21 protein-coding genes and 1 tRNA gene are annotated in these 21956 nt (G+C 55.1%); 8 read left to right on the plus strand and 14 right to left on the minus strand.

Annotation, left to right across the window (positions count from 1 at the left end; all coding sequences use genetic code 11):
* Window positions 1–4: 4 nt before the first annotated feature.
* Entirely contained in the window at window positions 5–946 is a 942-nt protein-coding gene (locus K325_RS0107255) for an AEC family transporter (RefSeq protein ID WP_228128431.1), read from the plus strand.
* Between the two features lie 31 nt (window positions 947–977).
* Here the strand turns inward: K325_RS0107255 and K325_RS0107260 are convergent, their stop codons facing one another.
* The 10 genes from K325_RS0107260 to K325_RS0107305 form a co-directional block, all read right to left on the minus strand.
* Window positions 978–2090 carry a porin gene (locus tag K325_RS0107260; protein WP_029653605.1) on the minus strand — a complete coding sequence of 371 codons (1113 nt, stop codon included), beginning with the start codon at window positions 2088–2090 and terminating at the stop codon, window positions 978–980.
* Between the two features lie 247 nt (window positions 2091–2337).
* Window positions 2338–3864 (minus strand): tripartite tricarboxylate transporter permease, encoded by a 1527-nt coding sequence (locus K325_RS0107265; protein WP_228128408.1) that lies wholly within the window; start codon window positions 3862–3864, stop codon window positions 2338–2340.
* Window positions 3865–3912: 48 nt separating this feature from the next.
* Window positions 3913–4449, minus strand: coding sequence for a tripartite tricarboxylate transporter TctB family protein (locus tag K325_RS0107270; RefSeq protein WP_051146593.1), 537 nt, complete (start codon window positions 4447–4449; stop codon window positions 3913–3915).
* An 81-nt stretch (window positions 4450–4530) separates the two neighbouring features.
* Window positions 4531–5526 (minus strand): Bug family tripartite tricarboxylate transporter substrate binding protein, encoded by a 996-nt coding sequence (locus K325_RS0107275; RefSeq protein WP_228128409.1) that lies wholly within the window; start codon window positions 5524–5526, stop codon window positions 4531–4533.
* Window positions 5527–5810: 284 nt separating this feature from the next.
* Window positions 5811–6599, minus strand: a complete 789-nt coding sequence (locus K325_RS0107280) for an IclR family transcriptional regulator domain-containing protein (protein ID WP_029653609.1) — start codon at window positions 6597–6599, stop codon at window positions 5811–5813.
* Window positions 6600–6749: 150 nt separating this feature from the next.
* Window positions 6750–8855, minus strand: coding sequence for a 3-hydroxyacyl-CoA dehydrogenase NAD-binding domain-containing protein (locus K325_RS0107285; RefSeq protein ID WP_228128432.1), 2106 nt, complete (start codon window positions 8853–8855; stop codon window positions 6750–6752).
* Window positions 8856–8933: 78 nt separating this feature from the next.
* Window positions 8934–10157 (minus strand): CaiB/BaiF CoA transferase family protein, encoded by a 1224-nt coding sequence (locus K325_RS0107290; protein WP_029653611.1) that lies wholly within the window; start codon window positions 10155–10157, stop codon window positions 8934–8936.
* Window positions 10158–10171: 14 nt separating this feature from the next.
* Window positions 10172–11332 (minus strand): acyl-CoA dehydrogenase family protein, encoded by a 1161-nt coding sequence (locus tag K325_RS0107295; protein ID WP_029653612.1) that lies wholly within the window; start codon window positions 11330–11332, stop codon window positions 10172–10174.
* Between the two features lie 42 nt (window positions 11333–11374).
* Window positions 11375–12718: a hypothetical protein gene (locus K325_RS0107300; RefSeq protein ID WP_029653613.1), complete on the minus strand. Its 1344-nt coding sequence runs from the start codon at window positions 12716–12718 to the stop codon at window positions 11375–11377.
* Between the two features lie 27 nt (window positions 12719–12745).
* Window positions 12746–13222 (minus strand): PaaI family thioesterase, encoded by a 477-nt coding sequence (locus tag K325_RS0107305; RefSeq protein WP_228128410.1) that lies wholly within the window; start codon window positions 13220–13222, stop codon window positions 12746–12748.
* A gap of 105 nt (window positions 13223–13327) precedes the next feature.
* Between K325_RS0107305 and K325_RS0107310 the strand changes: the two genes are divergently transcribed.
* Both K325_RS0107310 and K325_RS0107315 read left to right on the plus strand, forming a co-directional pair.
* Window positions 13328–14329, plus strand: coding sequence for a LysR family transcriptional regulator (locus tag K325_RS0107310; protein WP_029653615.1), 1002 nt, complete (start codon window positions 13328–13330; stop codon window positions 14327–14329).
* 169 nt (window positions 14330–14498) lie between these two features.
* Window positions 14499–15638, plus strand: coding sequence for a DcaP family trimeric outer membrane transporter (locus K325_RS0107315; protein ID WP_029653616.1), 1140 nt, complete (start codon window positions 14499–14501; stop codon window positions 15636–15638).
* A 139-nt stretch (window positions 15639–15777) separates the two neighbouring features.
* Here K325_RS0107315 and K325_RS0107320 read toward each other — a convergent pair.
* Window positions 15778–15868 (minus strand) — tRNA-Ser (locus K325_RS0107320).
* Between the two features lie 203 nt (window positions 15869–16071).
* Here K325_RS0107320 and K325_RS0107325 point away from each other — a divergent pair.
* Window positions 16072–16602 carry an isochorismatase family protein gene (locus K325_RS0107325; RefSeq protein ID WP_029653617.1) on the plus strand — a complete coding sequence of 177 codons (531 nt, stop codon included), beginning with the start codon at window positions 16072–16074 and terminating at the stop codon, window positions 16600–16602.
* Between the two features lie 113 nt (window positions 16603–16715).
* Here K325_RS0107325 and K325_RS0107330 read toward each other — a convergent pair whose 3' ends face one another.
* Both K325_RS0107330 and K325_RS0107335 read right to left on the minus strand, forming a co-directional pair.
* Window positions 16716–17543, minus strand: a complete 828-nt coding sequence (locus K325_RS0107330) for a CheR family methyltransferase (protein WP_029653618.1) — start codon at window positions 17541–17543, stop codon at window positions 16716–16718.
* 38 nt (window positions 17544–17581) lie between these two features.
* Window positions 17582–18511: a chemotaxis protein CheV gene (locus K325_RS0107335; RefSeq protein WP_029653619.1), complete on the minus strand. Its 930-nt coding sequence runs from the start codon at window positions 18509–18511 to the stop codon at window positions 17582–17584.
* A 185-nt stretch (window positions 18512–18696) separates the two neighbouring features.
* On the opposite strand from K325_RS0107335, the gene flgA reads away from it, so the two are divergent.
* The 3 genes from flgA to K325_RS0107350 are packed head-to-tail and all read left to right on the plus strand — an operon-like array spanning window position 18697 to window position 20337.
* A complete protein-coding gene (gene flgA, locus K325_RS0107340; RefSeq protein ID WP_036193182.1) occupies window positions 18697–19404 on the plus strand; it encodes a flagellar basal body P-ring formation chaperone FlgA in 708 nt (235 codons plus the stop codon).
* 8 nt (window positions 19405–19412) lie between these two features.
* Window positions 19413–19859, plus strand: coding sequence for a flagellar biosynthesis anti-sigma factor FlgM (gene flgM, locus K325_RS0107345; RefSeq protein ID WP_228128411.1), 447 nt, complete (start codon window positions 19413–19415; stop codon window positions 19857–19859).
* Window positions 19860–19866: 7 nt separating this feature from the next.
* The gene (locus K325_RS0107350; RefSeq protein WP_029653622.1) at window positions 19867–20337 is read left to right on the plus strand and encodes a flagella synthesis protein FlgN; all 471 of its coding nucleotides are present in this window, start codon (window positions 19867–19869) and stop codon (window positions 20335–20337) included.
* Between the two features lie 67 nt (window positions 20338–20404).
* Here the strand turns inward: K325_RS0107350 and K325_RS0107355 are convergent, their stop codons facing one another.
* Window positions 20405–21145, minus strand: coding sequence for a cyclic di-GMP-binding domain-containing protein, MshE-related (locus K325_RS0107355; protein WP_029653623.1), 741 nt, complete (start codon window positions 21143–21145; stop codon window positions 20405–20407).
* A gap of 231 nt (window positions 21146–21376) precedes the next feature.
* Between K325_RS0107355 and K325_RS0107360 the strand changes: the two genes are divergently transcribed.
* Window positions 21377–21955, plus strand: coding sequence for a peptidylprolyl isomerase (locus tag K325_RS0107360; RefSeq protein ID WP_476738562.1), 579 nt, complete (start codon window positions 21377–21379; stop codon window positions 21953–21955).
* Window position 21956: the final 1 nt, after the last annotated feature.

Below are 21956 nucleotides of genomic sequence, written 5' to 3' on the forward strand. Positions count from 1 at the left end.
CAGCCTGCTCGGAACCTTCCTCCATACTCTGGAAACCACCCTGCCCGTCTTCGCCATGGTCTTTATCGGCCTCGGTCTCCGGCGCATCGGATGGATCGACCAGGGCTTCGTTGCAACCGCCTCAGCGCTGGTCTTCAAGGCCACGCTGCCTACCCTGGTCTTTCTGAGTATCATCAGAGCCGATCTGGACACAACCCTCAATGTAGACGTGCTCGGGTTTTACTTTCTTGCCACCCTGGCGAGCTTTGCTGCAGTCTGGATGTGGGCAGTGAAACGGGTACATTCTGAAGACCGGGGAGTGTATGTACAGGGGGCATTCAGGGGAAATTGCGGTATCGTGGGCCTGGCCCTGGCCGCCAATCTTTATGGAGACTATGGCCTGTCTGCGGGAGGTCTGCTGCTAGGCGTTGTGATTGTCACCTACAACTCTCTTTCGGTTATTGTCTTACTCGCCTACCAACCTGGAAAAACCATGAACCTGGCAACCACTCTGAGAGACATTGCCAGAAATCCGTTGATCATTGCCGTTGTCGTGGCCATACCGTTTGCGGCTCTGGAGCTCCGGCTGCCAGGCTGGGTCATGACAAGCGGTGATTACTTTGCCTCTCTTACCCTACCCCTGGCTCTGTTATGCATTGGCGCCACCGTTTCCTCGAAAGCAATAAAAAAGGACAGTGGTCCTGCGGTGGGGTCATCTGTATGGAAAATGATCTCACTACCGGCGGCGTGCACCCTGGTCGCCTGGATGGCGGGGTTTGAAGGCCGGGAGCTGGGGCTGATGTTTCTTTTCTTCGCCAGCCCAACGGCAGCCGCAAGTTTTGTCATGGTCAAGGCGATCGGCGGTAACGACCGGCTGGCCGCCAACATCATCGCGCTTACGACCTTGCTGGCCAGCGTAACCATCACCATCGGGGTGTTTATACTGCAGTCAGCCGGGCTGGCCTGAAACGCCAGCCCGGTGATATCGGAGGGTAGGCCTAGAACTTCAGCCGACTGCCAATCATCGCAACGTTAACGTCTTCATAATCACCCCGGTCTGCATCCAGAGCGAAGTTGTTATAGGCAACGTACACATCCAAACGCTTGACCGGCTGGTACACATAAGCCGCCCCGTAGATTTCAACATCAGAACCCATGACGGTCTGCTTCATGCCCGCACTGTCAACATAGGTCGGATCGAAGTCCTTGCCCTCGGCCCGGTGGACCGTAAACGCGTGCTTCCCGGTTTTATAGCCAACCTTGAACATGTTGAAATCCGAGTCCCGGCCCGCGTCGTTCTCCGCGTTGGAATAGACGACCGTCATGTTAATGCCGGTGTCGTGCAACCAGGACAAGGAGCCCCCCAGCGTTTCAAAATCGCCAGCCGCCCCGCCAACGTCTTTGGTGGAGTATCCGATCGCTGCAGACAGCTTACCGAGCCCCTCAAGGTGCATGTTATACCTTGCCGCAACCTCGGTGATATCCATGTCGTCCTTATAGCCCTGGCTCACTGACAGCGTCACCGGACCCCAGGCCGGGGCATCGTAACGCAGGCGATCATAACGGGCCTCAAAATCCTGGTTTCGGATCGAAGAAAACAGGGTTGGCCCGACGTCGGAATCGTCCACAAACCTCAACGCACCACCCACCAGCGCCAAATCCGGGAATGAAGCCACTTTGGTGCCTGACAAATCGGCTTCCGTTGCACCATCGGCTGCACCGGAACCCTGCCCTACCGAGATCTTGCCGTAACGCCCCGCCGCGAACAGGTTAATATGGCGCTCGTTCCACTCACCCTTGATTGAGCGGTCGTCCGGGGTCACCAGATTTGATGGATTATGCTGGTATTCAAACTCTACGTGCGCCCCAACCTTCAAGCCGACATCCTGCAAATCGGTACTGATTTTCGCGCCAACCCGGCTTGACGCATAATCGTTGTCCACGATGTACTGCTCGGACCCTTCACCGGTGTCTGCGTGCATGACCGCCAGGTTGATATGGCCATAGAAATCAACGTCCAGCTCCGGCACCTCAACGACGTTCTGAGCGAATACAGGCCCCGAGGCCAAACCGGCAACAGCAATACACAGCGCAAGTTTCTGTTTTTTCATACGGAATCCCCTGTTCAGGATGGTGTGTCATGTCCTTTGCTTGAGACCCAATGTAGTGCTTTGGAGCCTTCAGGGATTGATTGATGTCAGTTTTACCGGGAAGGGTCGCGGCAGGTAGGGGTTAATACGGAGGAGAAAGGAAAGCGCGTGTCCGGGAAGGCAGGAACGTGCCCGCCAGAGGCCGATGGGCACGCCTCAGGCTCCGGCGCCTCAGTGAATGACTGAGGTGCCGGAGACCTTGAGAACATCAGGCTTCGGCCTGCTGCTCCTTACGTGACACCCAGTACCGCCGGAACGCGAATACCAGGGAGGCAACAGTCAGAGTGATAAACACCCACGCAATCGGGCCACGGAAGAAGATGGTCGGATCGCCTTTACTGATCAGCAACGTGCGCCGAAGGTTGTCTTCAAACATGGGGCCAAGGATGAAACCAATCAGGAAAGGAGCGGCTGCCACGCCAGTCCGGTTAAACACGAAGCCAAGGATACCGAACGCCAGCATAAGGCCAATGTCGAACGTACTGTTGTTTACCGCATACGCACCATAAATACAGAACATCAGAACAATGGGCAGAAGAATGGTTTTCGGGATGTCCGCAATCAGCGAGAAGTACCGGATGGCCGCGTTTCCAACGAACACCAGAACAAATGAGCTGACCAGGATGCCGCAGAACAGAGCGTACACCAGCGGAAGGTTTTCCTGGAACAGAACAGGGCCCGGTGTAAGGCCGTGAATCATGAACGCACCCAGAATAATCGCGGTAATCACGTCGCCCGGGATACCCAGAGAAAGCAGCGGTATCAGCGTTGCACCAGCAACACCGTTGTTTCCGGCTTCCGCGGCAGCAACCCCTTCCACTTCGCCTTTACCAAAATTGGCTTTTCTTGGTGACGTACGCTTTGCTTCACTGTATGAGATGAAAGCGGCCGAGGTTGCACCGGTTCCGGGAATCGCACCAATAATAACCCCGATCACACTACCCCGGATGACGGTTTTCAACGACCCTTTGAATTCCTTCCAGGTCAGAGAGGCACCGGAAACGGCCGTCCGGATATGCGGCGCAACTTTCGATGTGTAGAAATCAATCACTTCCGGAATCGCAAACAGACCAATCAGAAGCGGAATGAAAGATACCCGATCCATCAGGTTGTAGTTGTCGAAAGTCAGGCGCTGGGTTCCGTACACCGCGTCCAGACCAATGGTCGAAATGATGATACCCAGTCCGGCAGCAATCAGCCCTTTGATAGCCGAGTTTCCTGATACGGAAACAATAATCGTGAGGGAGAAGCAGATCAGCCAGAAATACTCAGGCGGACCAAAGTTCAGTGCGATCTTGGCCAGGTAAGCCGCGAAGAAAATCAGTGCAATATTTGAGATAAGATCCGCGACAACGGAGGAATACAACGCTGTCTTCAGGGCTTTTTTTGCATGCCCCTGTTGTGCCATCGGATAACCATCAAGCAGTGTGCAGGCAGAAGCCGGCGAACCGGGCGTCCGGATCAGGATCGCGGTAATAGAGCCGCCGTACATGCCACCTTTATAGATACCAACCAGCAACAAAATCGCCGTAACCGGCTCCATTGAAAAAGTAAACGGCAATGCCAGTGCAACCGCCATGGTTGCCGTCAGCCCGGGGATCGCGCCAACCACGACGCCGATCAGCACACCTGCCGCAATGGCAAGAAAATTATCAACACTCAGAAAGAGTGTCAGGACTTCTGAAAAATTATCCATCGTTACTAACCCAAGAGCGTTCTGTCTGATCTCAGACAAATACCTTTCCGCTGCCTCCGGATGGCTAAGTCATCCGGCGCACAGCCCTCACAGCTGAAAGAGAGCTTCCCAAAGTGTTCCTGTTGGCAGAGGCACATTCAGGACATGAATAAAGAGGAGCGAGACAACCACGGGAAAAACGACAGCCAACGCGTAAATCCAGACACTCCGGAGCCCGCTGGCCAGGAACAGCAACACACTCGCGAAAATGCCGCTGCCAATAGCACCAAACTGCTCGAAAAACATGGCATAAATGGCGCCCGCCGCGAGCATCAGGACCTGACGAAGCACAGGTACACCCCGGCGAAGCTCGTCCGCTTCCTCCCGCTTTGGGGGATTGAACAACCCGCTGACCATCAGCACAAAGGCCAGAATGAGCACCAACCAACCCGCCAGCTGAGGAAGAAATTGCGGCGATAGCAATGGATGCTGCATGTAGGGCGGCAGATTAATGTAGTTCGGGATGATGAAGAAAAGAAACACCATCGAAAGTACAAAGAACACCCCTCCAAGCACGGAGTTCGGGTTCAGAAGACCGTAATGGTCGCTAGCAGCCTTGCTGGATTGAACTTCTGATATTTCCATGATTGACCTCTATGCAGATCAGCCTCAAAGAAAAAGGCGGGACGGCCTTAGGCTCTGTCCCGCCTGTGACGGCTAAGTTGCTCAGCGTTTCAGGTTTGCCTGTTCAGCGACCTCAGACCACTTTGCCACTTCGTTATCCACCATCGTACGGAAGTCATCTCCGACTTCCTCACCTGCAACCGCACCGAACTGTGGCAGGAAGTTCTGGAAATCTTCTCCGGACATAATCTTTGCCAGTGCAGATTCCAGTTTCTCAAGACCGGCTTCCGGGAACGACTTGTGGGCGATCAGGCCAAACCAGGCAGAGGTTTCATAGTTTTCCAGGCCATAACCGGCGCCTGCTTGCTGCATGGAAGGTACATCCGGCAGAAACTCAGACTCCTGCGGAGTTGTTACAGCCAATGCTTTGAGTTTACCAGACTGAATATGGGGATAGACCGTTGGCATGTTTTCAAACGCGACGTCGACATCACCCGCCAGCAGCGCAGGCAGCGCCTCACCCGAGCCTCGGAAGGGCACATGAATCAGCTGGGTCTGGGTCAGGTTTTTGAACAGTTCACCGGACATATGTACGGAGCTGCCGATCCCGGGCGAGCTGAACGACAACTGCTTGGCACGAGCCGCCTCAACAAATTCAGCCACCGTGTTGTAAGGGCTGTTGCCCGGCACAACCATCACGTTGGGGATATTGATAACGTTCCGGATAAAGGCAAAGTCTGCCACCGGATCGTAACGAAGATTCGGGTAGAGTGAAGCACCAATGGTGTGCCCGGGGGATGCCATCAGCAGCATGTGGTCTGAACCACGACCGCCACGAGCAAGCTGTCCGGTCGCAACCGTTGAGCCGGCACCAGGACGGTTTTCAACCACCACGGTGGTCAGCTCACGCTGCAGAAGATCAGCAACTTTTCTGGACAACAGATCTGTCGTCCCACCCGCAGAGTACGGCACCACCAGACGGATGTTGTCATCCGGCCACTCGTCGGCCTGTGCGACACCACCACAGGCCATGGATACAGCTGTCACGACGCAGAGTGCACTACGCTTCAAACGGAACCCTATTTTTGAACTCATCATTTTTATGATTGTCCTCGTTAGTCATGTCGTTGTTCGCATATCGAACTTATGTTCGATTATTGTTCGCGGGAGTAATCTCACATATTCATAAGTGCGGTGCAAGATTTTTTTGCCCCAAATAACTCCGGCACCCATTGAGGGTTTGGAACAACCAAATGTGAAGTGGTTCAAATAAAGGCAGGGCGATGGGAAGATTGCCACGAGGAGGCATAGCTGAGGCCAGTTACTGACCACAGCCTGGAAAAATCGTCAGAAGCGTTTCAGGAAGGAGAAAGAGGGCCCTGTCAGGGTAAGACTTCGGTAATTTTCCGAGCGGCGCTCTGCATGATCGGAACATACTCCTCGACAATACGATCAACCGACACCGTACTGACGTGACTACTGGAGTTGAGAGCAAACCGCGCCCTGCCCCTGCGGTCGAGAACCGGAACAGCCAACGCCCTCATACCGAGTTCCAGCTCCTGATCCACAATGGCATAACCATTCCTTCGAATCTGTTCCAGCTCGGCCCTAAGTGACTCAGGCCCCTTCGTATAGGCTGTCAGCTTTTCGAAATGGGTATCCTGGATCACCTGTTCCAGCTCCTGGGCTGGCAGGTATGCAAGCAATACCCGCCCCCCGGAGGTCGCGTACGCCGGCAACCGTGCCCCAATCTGGAGGTTAATCGGAATCAGCCCTCGTCTGGGAATCCGCGCCACATACACGATATCTACACCATCAAGTACAAGTGCAGAGCAGGATTCACCCAACTGGTAAGACACCTCTTCCATAAAAGGTGTGATCGTCTCGGAAAAATCCAGAGAGGCAAGAAACGAATAACCCAGCTCCAGAACCTTGGCGGTCAGTCTGAACTTCTTGTCGTCCTGAGAGACGTAGCCAAGTTTCTGCAGCGTCAGGAGAAAACGGCGAGCCGATGCCCTGGACAGATTGTTCTTTTCAGCCACGGCGGAAAGCGACATTGACGGCGTGTCAGTGTCGAACGAACGTATGACATCCAGCCCACGCGCAAACGTCGTCAGGAACTCTTTGTCTGCAGCCACATTACCCTCATTCTCGCGACTCACCGAATCCATCCCTTTGAAATTGGTACGCAACCGTTGACCGTTCGATAATCGGTCATTTTTCGGTGCGGGATGATGACAGCCCCACTACGGCTATGCAAGTCAGTGAAAAAGGGAAAGCGGGGCCTTCTTGTCGCCCCGCTGTGACCACAGGTCCAGCCCTCAGCGCTGGTTGTTCATCCAGTCGTCCAGGGACTGCCCCTGATCCACCAGCTGTTTCAGAAGCGGTGCCGGTTCCCAGTAGCGCTCCCCGGATTGATCAGCCAGGGCCTCCAGGCGCTGACAGACCACATCCAACCCGCGTTGGCTGGCATAGAACATAGGCCCACCCCGATAGGATGGGAAACCGTAACCGTGCACATACACCAGATCGATGTCGCCCGGCCGCTGGGCGATGCCCTCCTCCAGAATGCGGAAGCCCTCGTTAACCAGAGCCAGAATATGGCGGTCCAGGATTTCCTCATTATTAAGCGTGCGCTGCACAACTCCGTGCCTCTCGGCCTCACACCTGATGACCTCCAGCACTTCGGGATCAAACGACCGGGCCCGGGTTTCCGGATTATAGCGGTAGTATCCCGCCCCCGTCTTTTGCCCCAGGCGCCCCATTTCAACCAATGCATCTGCAATGCAGTAGGTGCGGGGATCCCCTTTCTGTTCATCCGTCAGCGCCTGCCTGGCCTTATAGCCAATATCCAACCCAGCCAGATCCCCTACCGCGAGGGGACCCATGGCCATCCCGAAATCCGTCAGGGCACCGTCAATCTGATCAGGCGCTGCGCCTTCGATCATGCACAACTGCGCCTCTTTGGCGTATTGCCTCAGCATACGGTTACCGATAAATCCGTAACAGACGCCAGCCAGCACCGGCACTTTCCGGATGCGCTTGCCCAACGCCATCGCCGTTACAATGACATCATCAGCCGTGTGCTCTGCCTGAACCACTTCCAGCAACCGCATGATGTTCGCCGGGCTGAAGAAATGAAGACCAACCACATCTTCAGGCCGGGAAGTTGCCGCCGCGATTTCATTTACATCCAGGTAAGAGGTATTTGTCGCCAGAATAGCCCCGGTGCGACATACTTCATCGAGACGCCTGAACACCTGTTTCTTTACGTCCATGCTCTCAAAAACGGCCTCGATAACCAGATCAACCGCGCCAAGGTCTTCGTAGTTCGTGCTTCCAGTAATCAGAGCCTGTCGTGACGAAGCCTCACTGGCTGACAACTTGCCTCGGGTAACAGTGCGACCATAATTCTTGGCAATTAACGCAAGCCCCCGGTCTAGCCCGTCCTGATTCAGTTCCAGCAGCGTGACCGGAATACCGGCATTGGCAAAGGCCATGGCAATACCGCCCCCCATGGTCCCAGCGCCGATAATACCCACCCGGGATATCTCGCGGGCGGAAGCGTCCGGGTTTAAGTTGCGTACCTTAAGCGCCTGACGCTCTGCAAAAAACAGGTGACGGAGTGCAGCCGACTGACCGGACTGGGTACATTCCACGAACTGCGCACGCTCAAAGGCAAGCCCCTCATCAAACGGCTTGTTCAGTGCGGTTTCGACGCAATCGACAATACGTTGAGGCGCCTCCTGGCCACGCTTCCTTTTACTCAGCTGTTTGCGATACGCGTCCAGTGTCTGCTCATCACCGCTGTCAACGGGGATTTGCATATCGCGAATTCTGCGGACACCCAGGCCCCCAGCCACGCAATCCCGGGCGTAATCTAACGCGGCCTCGGGCAGGTCACCCTCAAGCACCCGGTCAATCAACCCAAGATCCCTGGCGCGGTCGGCCGGCACTTTTTCACCACTGGTCATCATGTCCAGCGCAGCCTTTACACCGATCAATCGGGGCACACGCTGCGTCCCGCCAGCGCCCGGCAACAACCCGAGAGTGACCTCCGGCAGGCCAACAAATGCAGACGGCACCGCACAGCGATAGTGGCAGCTCAGCGTCAGTTCAAACCCACCACCGAGCGCCGTACCATGAATCGCAGCAATCACCGGCTTGACTGACGCTTCAATCGCGGCGTTAACCTGCGGCAGGGACGGCTCCTGGATTGGCTTTCCAAATTCGCTGATGTCCGCACCCGCCACAAAGGTCCGCCCTTCACACAGGATGACTATCGCCTTCGAATCATCGGCCTGCGCCTGCGTTACAGCCTCAAGAATACCGCTCCGGACGCCGTGGGAAAGCGCGTTAACCGGGGGGTTACTGATGGTAATAACACCAAGTTCATCGATACGTTCGTATTTCACCAACATAGAAATCTGTCTCCCTGGAAAAAAGAGCCAAAGCCCACTTTCATAAAGCGAGCAGCGGCCCTGGAGAAAAAGGGACCAGCAGCATCAGAGAATGCCGGTGGATCGTAGTTTCTGAATATCTTCGGCACTTTTCCCTAATACCCGCGTGAGTACCGCATCGGTGTCTTCCCCCAGCAGGGGGGGAGCCTTCTGATAGTTCTGCGGCGTTCTGGAGAACTTGATCGGGTTAGCGATGCCCGGCACCTTGCCCAATACCGGATGCTCGAGCTCAAGCTTCATCTCACGCGCAAGAACCTGAGGATCCTCGAAGACTTCCGCGATGTTCTGGATTGGCCCGCAAGGCACATGGACCTTCACCAAAGTATCCATCCAGTCTCGGCTGGTGCGTGTGCGCATAATTTCACACAGTTTGCCGACCAACTCCGGCCGATGGAGGACGCGCTGAGGGTTCGTTGAAAACCGCTGGTCTTCTGCCAGCTCCGGACACCCCATTGCCTGACACAATCGCTGGAACTGCCCATCATTCCCAACCGCAAGGATGACCTGACCGTCCTTCGTCGGGAACGGTTGATAAGGCGCCAGATTGGGGTGGTACTCCCCGGTGCGCCCCGGCACGTTTCCGCTGCAGAAGTAGTTCAGCGCCTGGTTGGCAAGCCAGCTGACCTGTACGTCCAGCAAGGCCATGTCAATGTGCTGGCCATCACCGGTTTTCGACCGGTGATGCAAGGCAGAAAGAATGGCGATGACCGAATTCATACCCGTGGTCAGGTCAGCCACAGCCATGCCCACTCTCTGGGGGCCGGCCCCTGGCTGACCATCGGCCACACCAGTAATGCTCATCAGCCCGGATTGCGCCTGGATCAGATAGTCATAACCGGCATCGCTGGCCATCGGCCCTGTGTGCCCAAACCCTGTGACGGAACAGTAAATCAGACCGGGATTAATTTCAGAAAGGGCATCGTACCCAAGCCCCTTCTTTGCGAGGCCTCCGGTCTTGAAGTTCTCTACGAGAACATCACATTCGACCGCAAGCTCCCTGATCAGTTTCTGACCCTCGGGCTGTCCCAGATCAACGGTAACTGAGTGCTTGCCCCGGTTAGCTGACAGATAATAGGCAGACTGCCGGGTAGCATTCCCATCCTTGTCTTTTAGCCACGGTGGGCCCCAATGCCGCGTGTCATCTCCCAGCCCCGGACGCTCAATTTTGATAACCTCCGCCCCAAGATCCGCGAGAATCTGAGTACACCAGGGACCCGCCATCACGCGAGACAGATCCAGCACACGAATACCAGCTAAAGGACCGGACATAGCGAACTCGCGACTCATAGTGAACCCGATGCCTTACGCAGCATTTGCTTGGCAATTACCAACTGCTGGATCTGTGATGTACCCTCATAGAGACGGAATAACCGGACATCCCGATAAAAACGCTCAACACAGTATTCGCTGATGTAACCCGCGCCCCCGTGGATCTGCACGGCCCGGTCGGCCACACGTCCCACCATTTCTGTACAAAACAGCTTGCAGCTTGCGGCATTCATAGACACTGGCTGCCCTGCATCGTAGGAGCGGGCGGTTTCTTCAACCATGCACTTACCGGCATAGTATTCCGTCTGGCTGTCTGCCAGCATGGCCTGAACGAGCTGGAAGTTCGCGATTTCTGTTCCGAACTGCTTTCGCTGTGATGAATAGGCCAGGCTCTCATCAATCAGACGCTTTGCCGTACCAACACTCAGCGCACTGATGTGCAGTCGCCCACGGTCCAGTACTTTCATGGCCGTCTTGAAACCTTGCCCTTCTTTTCCGCCGATCAGGGCGGAAGCTGGCACCCTGACATTGTCGAACATGACATCACAGGTATGCGCGCCTTTCTGACCCATTTTCTTGTCGGGCTTGCCCAGGCTGATTCCCGGCAAGTCGGCATCTACCAGAAATGCAGAAACGCCGCGCCCGCCCTCTTCTTTAGAGCCAGTCCGAGCCATCACGGTAAAAACACCCGCCCTGGGTGCATTGGTGATGAAGCGCTTCGCACCATTAATAATGTAATCGTCGCCTTCGCGCCGAGCTGACGTCATCACGGATCCCGCATCTGATCCAGCGTCCGCTTCGGTCAGTGCGAAGGAACCAATAAGTTCACCTGTAGCAAGCTTTGGAAGGTAGCGGGCCTTTTGCTCCTCTGTCCCATCAATAATGATGCCTTGGGAGCCAATCCCTACGTTGGTACCAAACATGGAACGAAAGACCGGCGAGGTATAGCCCATCTCCTGAATAATGGCCGCCTCTTCGGCCATATTCAGACCAAGACCGCCAAATTCTTCAGGAATGGAAATGCCAAACAGCCCCAGCTCTTTCAGCTCTTCAATGACGTCATCCGGAATCTGGTCTTCCTCTGCCACCTGCATCTCCAGAGGGACCAATCGATCCCGAACATAACGACGCACACTGTCGACAAACTGATTCAGGGTTTCTTGATCAAGTGCCATTCCGGCCTCCCATGTTCTTACCAACGTATGAAAACCACGCTATCAAAGCGCGCTGTAAACCAGGGCTGCACAAAGGCAACCGCTTAGTCCGAGAAAAAGCATTGAATACTGCAGGTTCCAGCCATAAGCTGCGCGGCGAGCGCCGTATCCGGTGAACCGTTCTAGTAGAAGTGCATTGGCAGAGTATGGTGTTCCGGCAATGGTAATGCCCCACCCGGTTACCATCGCCAGGCCCAGACCTACAAACGCTTCCGGGGGCCAGACAGGCCCCAGAATACCGCCGACCACTGTTGCGGAGACGATTGGGTTTACTCCCACTGTCCCCCCCAGATAGAACAGCCAGGGAACACACAGTGCGATCACCGGATAGGCCGCCCCGGGCAGGGAAAAATCACTACCCAGCGAATTCATCGCGGTAGCCGCCAGGGCTCCCCCCAGAAATGACGCTCCGCCCATAATGGCCAGCTCATTCGAGACATTGGCCATGGATGGCAGTGTGGTGCCCGCACGCCCCAGTCGCCGCTTCAGCAGAATCAGGACGGCGACCGCCAGACAGCTGACAGTGACCGCTTGCGAATACCGGAAGCCAAACCTGGCGTTGAGCGTAAATGCCGATAATGAGATCAGCACGGCCAGCCCCAAAAACCGAAGCCACGATCCAACAACCTGCGCCCGGTCTTCCGGCGCGTTTACCGGAGCGAAAGACCCGGTATGTCCGGTGTGTTCATTTTCCCGGAAACAGGCGCCTGCAAAGAGATACGCCAACGCGAATGGCACGCTCCAGGCCAGCAGGCTCCAGCTTTCCAGGCCCGGAAGCAGAGTTACAGTCATGACCACGGCAACCGAAAGTGGCGACCCCATGGGTGACGCACCAAACCCGCGAATCACAGCCCGGGCGGCGTTCCGGGTCGCGACGGACTCTCCCCCATCCCGAATCTGAGTACCGATCATGGGAGCAACCAGACCAATTGAGCCGAAATTCAGAGGCACAGACAGAGTGCTGGTTCCGACACTGAGCCCGAGATACCGACCCATTGACCGGCCCCGGAAAAGGCTTCGTGAAATCACCTCCAGATCCTGCGATCTGCCAAGCACGGCGGACAAAAACATGACAGAGAGAACCAGCCCGGTAATGGCAGACATACCGCCAAAGGCACTTATCAGCACCTGGGCATCAAACAGCCATGCCAGAATCAGGACAAACAAGACCAGTGACCCAATGACTCTGGCAATCGGCCTTAATGTCCCCCACCCCATGAAAATGACCAGGATGGCCAGAACAGCCGTTACCTGGGCATGCCCTGGCAAGAACACCGAAGCCGCCGACGCCAGGGCCGCATACCCGAGAACCGAGCGCAGCGAGGCGAGTAAGGAGCCGTCAGTCATAAGCCCGCATCTTCAACTGAATCGATTTCATTGGACGGGAACGCCCTGTTCGTGCTCGCCGCCGAAAATGTATCGAAACGATCCCTGAGCGGTCGCAACCAATATGCCATTGCACGTTACCGACGCTTCGACGAAAAAGATCTTTCTTCCGCGGCTGAGCTGGCGTGCGGTGGCGATCATAACGCCGCTTTGAACAGGCGCCATGAACTGGGTGTTCAACGAAATGGTGCTGCAGCGCCGAATATGCCCGGGAACCGGGCAAAACGTACCAGCCAGCCCAGCCGCGCTGTCCAGTAACGAGCTGACAACGCCTCCGTGCACAAATCCATTACGATTCATATGCCGCCCAGAGACAGGCGCTTCAATCACCACCTGCCCCTCCTTCCACTCGGTCAGGGAAAACCCAAGGACGTCCCTGAATCCACTCAGTCCTTCGTTTTCTGCCAGCAGGTTCACGTCACTCACGGTGCAAGCCTCATCAATGCCTTTTACGATGAGAGGCACCTTACCACCGGGCAAAAAATACCACTATTATATGCTTTATATACGAGCCATCTAATTCTTGTATAATTCAGCAAACCACCCAATCCAAACACCCAGAAGGCCGCCATGGCACTCCAGATCAAGATTGATTTCCGCCAGCTGAACACCTTTCTGACCATCGCCAATACCGGCAGCTTCAGTCGCGCGTCAGAGAAACTTTTCATTGCCCAGCCAGCTTTGAGCCGGCAGATTCGACTGATGGAAGAAGCTCTGAACGTAGACGTTTTTGTCCGCCATGGTCGCGGCGTGGTCCTGACGCCAGCTGGCGAACTCCTGTATGAGAAGGCACAGGCCATACTGCAGGATCTTGAGCGCACCCAGGCCTCGGTCTCGGCCATTGCCGGTGAGGTAACGGGCCAGGTGGTGCTTGGGATACTGCCAACCGCTGCCTACAGTTTTTCCGGGGGAGTAATTGAAGAGTTCCGGCGGTCCTATCCACAGGTGTCACTCGCCGTGAAATCGGCGATGAGTGGCACATTGCAGCAACTCGTTGCCCAGCATCGAGTCGACCTTGCGATCACCTACAGCTACGGCAAGCAAAAACACCTGCAATACACCCCTCTTATTGAGGAACGATTTTATCTGATTGCCAATCCAGGCAGCGAAGTTGCCAGCCGTGACAGCGTGACCCTGAGTGAGGTGCTGGATCTGCCGCTGATTATGCCGGAAGAAAAACACGGGCTCCGGGAGTTAATGGAGCGAGAGGCAATGAAGCTTCAGCAAAAATTACGGCTGGCTCTGGAGGTTAACGCCTGGCCGCTGATGACCGACCTGGTCCGGCGCGGGCTGGGGTACACCGTGCTTTCCTATGCCTCTGTCCACGAAATGCTGGAGCGTCGTGAAGTGGTCGCCGTCCCCATTACCAGCCCGGAACTCTTTCGCTCACTCTCCATCGTCACTCCGAAAGACCTCCCCCCCACGCTGGCCACACTAAAGCTGGCCGAGACAGTGATGCACCAGGTCACGCTACAGGTTGAGCAGGGAATCTGGAAAGGCCGCCCACTGTTTAATGAAGGCAGCCTTGATAGCCTGAGCACACCGATCAACTTCGGACTCTCCGAAGAGTAGCCCTCAAAGCCATACAATACAGGCATATTAATTATCCAAATTAGATAATTGTGCGAATAGTTTGTCATTGATAGCTTCCCGGCGCGGGTAACACCCGGCGTCGGGTCGCCCTATTTCCCTGGCGTGACCCCTGTACAACAGCAAAAACAACACGGAAAAGGCAATAGCGATGACAAAGAACAAACTTTCCCTCTCAATCACAGCACTGTCCGGCGCGTTAATGATGGGCCTGGCCAACCCGGCCTCAGCGATTGAATTCAAAACGGATGACGCCACTGTCGACATCTATGGCTATGCACGCCTGAACGCGTCTTACGACATTGACGAAGACATCAGCAAAAACACCGGAACACGATCCGGCGACTTCAGCCAGATCAACACCGGCGCAGCCGAAGACAGCGAAGCCAGTGGCTATTTTGGGGCCGATGCTGTTCAATCCCGCCTTGGCATCACCACCAAGCTTTCCAACGGCTTGAAAATCAACGTAGAAGGCGATTTCCGCGGTGGCTCAAACGGAGGCCAGCTGCGCCTTCGTCACGCCTACGGCCAGTACAAAAACTGGATTCTTGGCCGCACCTGGTCCAACTACAACAGCTTCGTGGGCAACACGTCGGTCCTGGAGATGGATGGAGTCGCCGGTAACGCAGGACTGTACAACCGGACTGCACAGGTTCGTTATACCACCGGCAATTTTTCCGTTGCGGTAGAAGACCCGAAATCCAAGATCCTGGACGAGTCCTCCAAAAACGGCCTGCCAACGCTGACTGCACGCTATGAATCCAAGGCGGGCGCTCTGAAATACTCTACCGCCGCCCTGCTTCAGGAAGTTGGTTACGATGATGGCAACACCGACGATTCTGCGCTGGGATTCGCGGTCTTTGGGGCAGCCAAGTACCAGCTGACCGACGATCTGAGCATTCAGGGTAACGTCAACTACACCGATGGCGCCAACGGTTACCTGTGGCGTTCAGGCACCAACTACTACGGCGAGGATGCCTACCTGAACGGCGATTCCGTTGAGACCATCGAGGGTTACAGCGCCAACCTGGGCGCGACACTGAATGTCGGCCCGGGCGCGCTGAGCGTGGTGTATGGACTGACGTCAATGGACTGGGACGACGCTAAAGAAGACGGTCTTGATGTTGCAGACAAGCACGAGCGCAACACCAACGCCTTTATTACCTATAAGTGGAGTCCGCTGAAGAGCGTCACTCTGGGTGTCGAATACGGCCGCTTTGAGGTCAAGAAAGTGAGCGGTGACGAAGGTGATGCAAATCGCCTGATGTTTGCCGCCCAGTACAACTTCTGATCGGTCGCCCCGTCAGACAGGAAAGCCCCGGCCTTGCCGGGGCTTTCTGCTTTCAGGCACCAAGACGTTGCCCGCAAGCATTTTTACCTTTATCCGTCAGGCAACAAAAAACCCCAGCATTTCTGCTGGGGTTTTATATTGGCGGAGAGGGAGGGATTCGAACCCTCGATACGCTATTAACGTATACACACTTTCCAGGCGTGCGCCTTCAGCCACTCGGCCACCTCTCCAATAAACTGTTTCAAATCAGCAATCTCGTCGCTCATTTGAGGGCGCAAACTTTAATGCTTTTAACGGCGTTTGGCAACTCTATGCACTCAATTCCTTAAATTTTTTTTCGGGCCGACATTCATTCCCCCCAAGACCGTAACAAACCCGGGAGCCTTGGCGTATCCTTTAAGGAAATCATCAACCCCATCCACGGAGAATTGCGATGTTCATGAAAGCAGACCAATCGACCCTGCTGCTTATTGATGTTCAGGAAAGACTGATGCCCGCCATCACCCAGGGTGCCGAGGTGGCGGAACGATGTGTCACCCTGGCGACCGTTGCAGGCCTGCTGAGTGTACCGGTCATCGCGACAGAACAACTCCCGGAAAAACTCGGGCCGAATCTAGAGCGTGTCAAAGAGTTGTGCCAGACCACACTGCCCAAAACCCATTTTGATGCATGCCCGGACGGACTGATCGAAGAGTTGCCCGAAGGCCGTCAGCACATCGTCATCGGGGGCTGTGAAAGCCACGTATGCATGCTGCAAACCGCACTGAGCCTCCTGGATGCCGGCTACAAAGTCTGGGTTGTTGCAGATGCGACCGGATCCAGAAACGAATTCGACCGGGACGTGGCTCTGGATCGCCTCCATCAGAGTGGTGCCAGAATCGTCACAACCGAGATGGTGGCCTTTGAGTGGATGGTCCACTGTAAACACCCCCACTTCCGGGACGTACAGGCTCTTATTAAATGAACAAAGAGGTCAGGCTCCTCCTTCTCGTCACACGGCCACCCAGAACCATAAAGGGGCGGCACGCCGGGGTTGGTCATTAAGACCAATTCCCTCCGATCCGGAAAAGAGCCGTGCTACTTTTTACGGTAGATGATCCCGGGATGGCATTGCACCATTTCATACAGGTCGGGAAGCCCATTGAGCGACTCAGAGGCCCCGAGAATCAGGTAACCTCCCGGATTAAGAGCGCCATGCAATCGCGTCAGAATGTCCCTTTTAAGATCCGCAGAGAAGTAGATCAGCACATTGCGACACAGAATCACATCGAACTTGCCCAACATGTATCGATCAAGCAGATTCAGTTCCTTAAAATCGACCATGGATCGAATTTGCGGGCGGATCTGCCACCCGCCATTGGCCGAAGCGGTAAAAAACTGCTTCTGGCGCTCAGGAGACAGCCCCCGACCGATCGCAATCATCTCGTACTCGCCCCGCCGGGCCACCTCAAGCACACTCTTGGAGATGTCCGTTGCCGTGATTTTTACATCTCGCAGTTTGCCAGGTCTGGAGCGGCGATATTCATCAATCACCATGGCCACGGAATACGGCTCCTGCCCTGTTGAGCAGGCTGCAGACCAGATGCGTAGGGGCGACAACCCATTCCGATCAGAAAACTCAGGCAGCAGCTTTTCCTGCAGAATCCGGAACGGATGATTGTCCCTGAACCACAGCGTCTCATTGGTGGTCATTGCATCAATGACCACCTCCTTCAACCCTCCGCGACCGGGACGGTTCAGTCGCTCCAGCAGCGCCCCAAGGGAGTTGAGGCTATTCTCTTCAAGAATCCGGCGAAGCCTGCTCTTCACCAGATATTGCTTGTTGTCACCAAGCAGAATGCCGCAGGCATCCTGCAGGAATTTTTTGAAGGCTTCGTATTCCTGAGGCGTAATATCCGCTTTCATTGGATCTCTTCGTGGGTAAAACCAACAGCCGAGGCTCTCTAGTGCTGGTCAATAATTTCCATCACACGCTCGGCCAGCTCGTCAGGGCTGAATTTCGCCATGAAATCGTCTGCGCCCACCTTCTGCACCATTGCCTTATTAAATACCCCGCTCAGCGACGTATGCAGCATCACATACATGTCTTTCAGGGAGGGGTTTTCCTTAATTCTGGTCACGAGGGTGTAACCATCCATCTCAGGCATTTCAACATCCGAGATGATCAGAGAAAGATGGTCTCTGGCCTTCGAGCCGTCTTCTGTAATTTCTTGCAGATACTGAAGGGCCTGCTTCCCGTCATTCCGGGTAACAACATCCATTCCGATGGCGGTCAGGCAACGCTCTATCTGCCTCCGCGCAACAGAGGAGTCATCCACCACCAGAACCGGCATGTGCCCGGGAACCCGTTCTGCACTTCGGCTCACCAACTCCTCAGTGACATCTTCCCTGAGCGGAGAAACTTCTGCAAGAATCTTTTCTACATCTATGATTTCTACAAGTTTATCGTCAATTTTCGTAACTGCCGTCAGGTACACATCTTTACCCGCCCCTTTGGGAGGCGGAAGGATATCTTCCCAATTCATGTTCATGATCCGGTCAACTCCGGTGACCAGAAACCCCTGAGTTTTCCGGTTGTATTCCGTAATGACCACGAAACTGGCTGACAACTGCTCCTGTGGAATCCCCGGCAAGCCGATTGACATACTCAGATCAATAATGGGAATGGTTTCTCCCCGAATATGGGAGACCCCCCGGACAACACTTCGACTATTCGGGATGGAGGACAGCTTGGGGCATTGCAGCACTTCTTTGACTTTAAAGACGTTGATGCCATATATCTGCCGCCCCTTTAAACGGAACAGCAAAAGCTCAAGCCGATTCTGGCCGACCAGTTGAGTGCGCTGATTAACGCTGTCTAATACCCCTGCCATGACGCATTTACTCCAGGCATGCCTAAACGGCACCAATATTGCTTCATTCTCGGTAGATTGATATCAGGCACACAAGAGACATATTTTTGACGCCTGACTGCCTTCCAGAGTTTAACGGCCCGGAAGACGGAATCCTTAACGATTTGCCGGAAAACATACAGCTACAGACAGCATAGGACAAAGCGGTGCGTATGCGAATCATCTTTTTGGCTGCCATGTGCGTTTTGCTGAGCCCTGTTACGCCAGCCGCAGAAAAGACCACGGCTGACGCTATCCGAACAGCCGCCCACTCTTTTCTGGCCACGTGGGCTGACTCACTTTCGAACCGCGGTTATGAAGGCACTTACGAGATTGGCCATATTGACAGCCGACTGGCTCTGGCATCCTGTCATCAGCCGCTGGCAGCGGAATTTTCAGGCGATCCGCTACGAACGACCAGCCCTTCCGTTCTGATCTCCTGTCGCGGTGAGCGCCCCTGGAGAATGTACGTCACCACCAGCGTCAGGGTGATTGGCCCGGCACTGGTTGCCGCCCGGCCTCTGGCCCGAGGAGAAAGGCTCACGAAAGATTTGCTTTCAGTTAAACAGGTTCAACTCAACGCCAGCCGCCGGGGCGTTCTGACAGACGAAGCGTCGGTGGACGGCATGATGATGCGTCGCCCCGTAAATGCCGGGACAATATTAACCCCCGATCTGCTGGAAGCCCCCAACGCCATCGAGAGAGGTGATCATGTTATGATCACCGCGCGCTCGGGGTCCTTCTCCGTCACCTCTCGTGGGAAAGCCCTGGCAAACGCCGGGGTTGGCGAGCAGGTTCTTGTGGAGAACCTCCGTTCGTCCAGAACAGTAAAAGCCCGGGCTGTCGGGCCAGGACGGGTAGAGATCCCTATGTAGTACCGGGAATGACAAAAGCGGCAAATATTTACCGCATTTTAATTAAAGTCTGGCGCAAAATTGCCGATAGACGACTACAAATCCGAATACGCCACCTTCAGCGTGGCCCCAGGCAAGCAGGTATTACTATGTCAGTTGACTTCAATGGCATTGGCCCCGGCCAAGTCAACACTACAAGAACCACAGCCGACAAAAGTGCAGGCAATCAGGCTCCGCAGGCTCCCACGGGTGAGCAAGCCAAGGCTCAGAATCTGGCTGGCCGAGGCGAGAACGTCAACCTGAGTAGCCAGGCAAAGAACCTGAAACAACTTGAGCAGAAACTGGGTGATTACCCAGAAATGGATGATGACCGCATCGAACAGATTCGCTCTGCTCTTGAGAACGGCACCTACAAGGTGGATGCTCAAAAACTGGCCCAGAAAATGCTTGAGATGGATAAAAGCATTTTTGGGTGAGTAAAGCATGACTGCACATGATCAACTGAAGACCCTTCTTGAGGAAGACATCCGTCAGCTTGACGAACTGGCGGCCCTGCTGCTCCAGGAAAAGGGCGTTCTTTCTTCCCCCGACATTCAGCCACTGCAAGACATTACCGCTCTAAAAAACGGGCTGCTTGAGGGAGTTCGTGAACGCGCGAAAAAGAAAATCCACCTTTTGGTCAGCATAGGCTACAACCCAAAAGCCGGGGAGCCTTCAAGGTTCATCCGTGCCGGGGGAATGGACTCACTGCACCAACTCTGGAAAGAGGCCGAGACTCAGCTGCGAAACTGCCAGGCCATCAACCAGAATAACGGCCGGGTTCTCGGGCACCTGCAACAAAGACTGACACGACTGACCGATATCTTCCGGGGCGCCTCTGGCCAGCAGAAACTGTACGGCGCCAAAGGCCAGCAAACCAGCGTTTCCAGCACCAATATTCTCGCAAGCGCCTGACATCGAGCCAGCCTTTATCAAACGCCCGGACATAAGTCCGGGCTTTCCCCATCATTCCCAGGACACACTAACGTGTGTAAATGGTCATCTGTGAATCCGGATGAAAACGGATGTCCCGAAGGCTCACGTTTCCCATGGACGGGGTCTGCCCCCCCATGACCCGGATATTATCCATACGGATTTCCTCAATACGTTCCGGGAATGCCAACCGCAAACCTCCATCATTCAGAACCGTAAAACGGGATTCTCCTTCCCGATAGTGAACCCCCTTCACGCTAAAGTCCGACTCCAGGAAACTCAGCACAGGCACAAACACATTGGCCACCAACCGGATTCCTTCCACCACATCCGCGCCTGAGGCTTCTTCCCCAGCACTCACAGCCTGACCTGGCATCAGCGAAACCGCCTCAAGACGCACCAGTAACCCAAGATCACTTTGACCGGAAACACCGGCCAGCTCGGCCTCCGTCAAAGGGGCCAGCCCTGGCTGAGAATAGAGCTCACCGGCTTCCGGTGTCACCGGCGCAGCCTGAGTGTTACTGGCCGCCAGCGAAACCAAAGGCTGGAAAGGCAAAGTGACTACAGCGACCAACGCCGCAGCGTTGCGATACCTCGACTGGTGTTTCAGGACACGATGCAGCTCTTTCTCTGAAACCCAGCCGGATGCCACCAGCACTTCCCCAAGGCGCTGCCCCGTATCGCGCTGGCGCCGGAGCCCCTCTTCGAGCTGCCCTTCCGACAAATAGCCCCTGTTGATCAATAACCGGCCAAGCCGGGATTTTTCCTCAAAACCTTGACGGATTCTCACCGGATTCCTCCTGAGTAACAGTGATCACCGTACTTCCCGGCCCGGCACTGAACAGTCTCCTGAAGAGTAGCTCACAACCTGTGTGTATGCTGTTCGGATTTAGCCTCACTGGCGTAAGGATCTGTTAAGATCTGCACATTCTTCGTAAGAACTGAACCAATTCGATGTTCTCGGTCACCAGCAACAGAGAGTAATCCCAATATGGCCACTTCCCTGAAACGCTCCTCGCTTTTGATGTCCACTCTGTTTGTCATGGCTGGCGCCCTTCTACCCGCCAGCCAGGTATCTGCTGAAACTCAGGATTCGCCGCTTCCTGAAGTCCGCTTTGTGACAACCGAAGGCGCTTTCGTCCTTCAGCTCAGGCCCGACGTTGCACCAAAAACCGTCGAGAATTTTCTATCTTATGTAAACAGCGACTTCTATGACGGCACTGTCTTTCACCGGGTGATTCCCGGTTTCATGGTCCAGGGCGGTGGCTTTGATGAAAAGCTGGAACGCCAACAAACCCAGGCTCCGATCCCTAACGAAGCCAAACCCACACTTCCAAACCTCCGTGGCACCATCGCCATGGCCCGCACCAACGCACCGGATTCCGCCACGTCTCAGTTTTTTATTAACGTCGCCAACAACGATTTTCTTAACGCAGGTGTACGTGGCCCTGGCTATGCCGTCTTCGGTAAGGTAACCGAGGGTATGGGCGTTATTGATCGTATTGCCAGTGTCCAGACAGGGCGTCAACGCGGTATGGCCGATGTGCCCGTTACGCCGGTCGTGATCGAACTGGCCGAACAAATCGCGCAGGACGACTGAG

Source organism: Marinobacter daepoensis DSM 16072, assembly GCF_000421165.1.
Lineage (GTDB): Bacteria > Pseudomonadota > Gammaproteobacteria > Pseudomonadales > Oleiphilaceae > Marinobacter > Marinobacter daepoensis.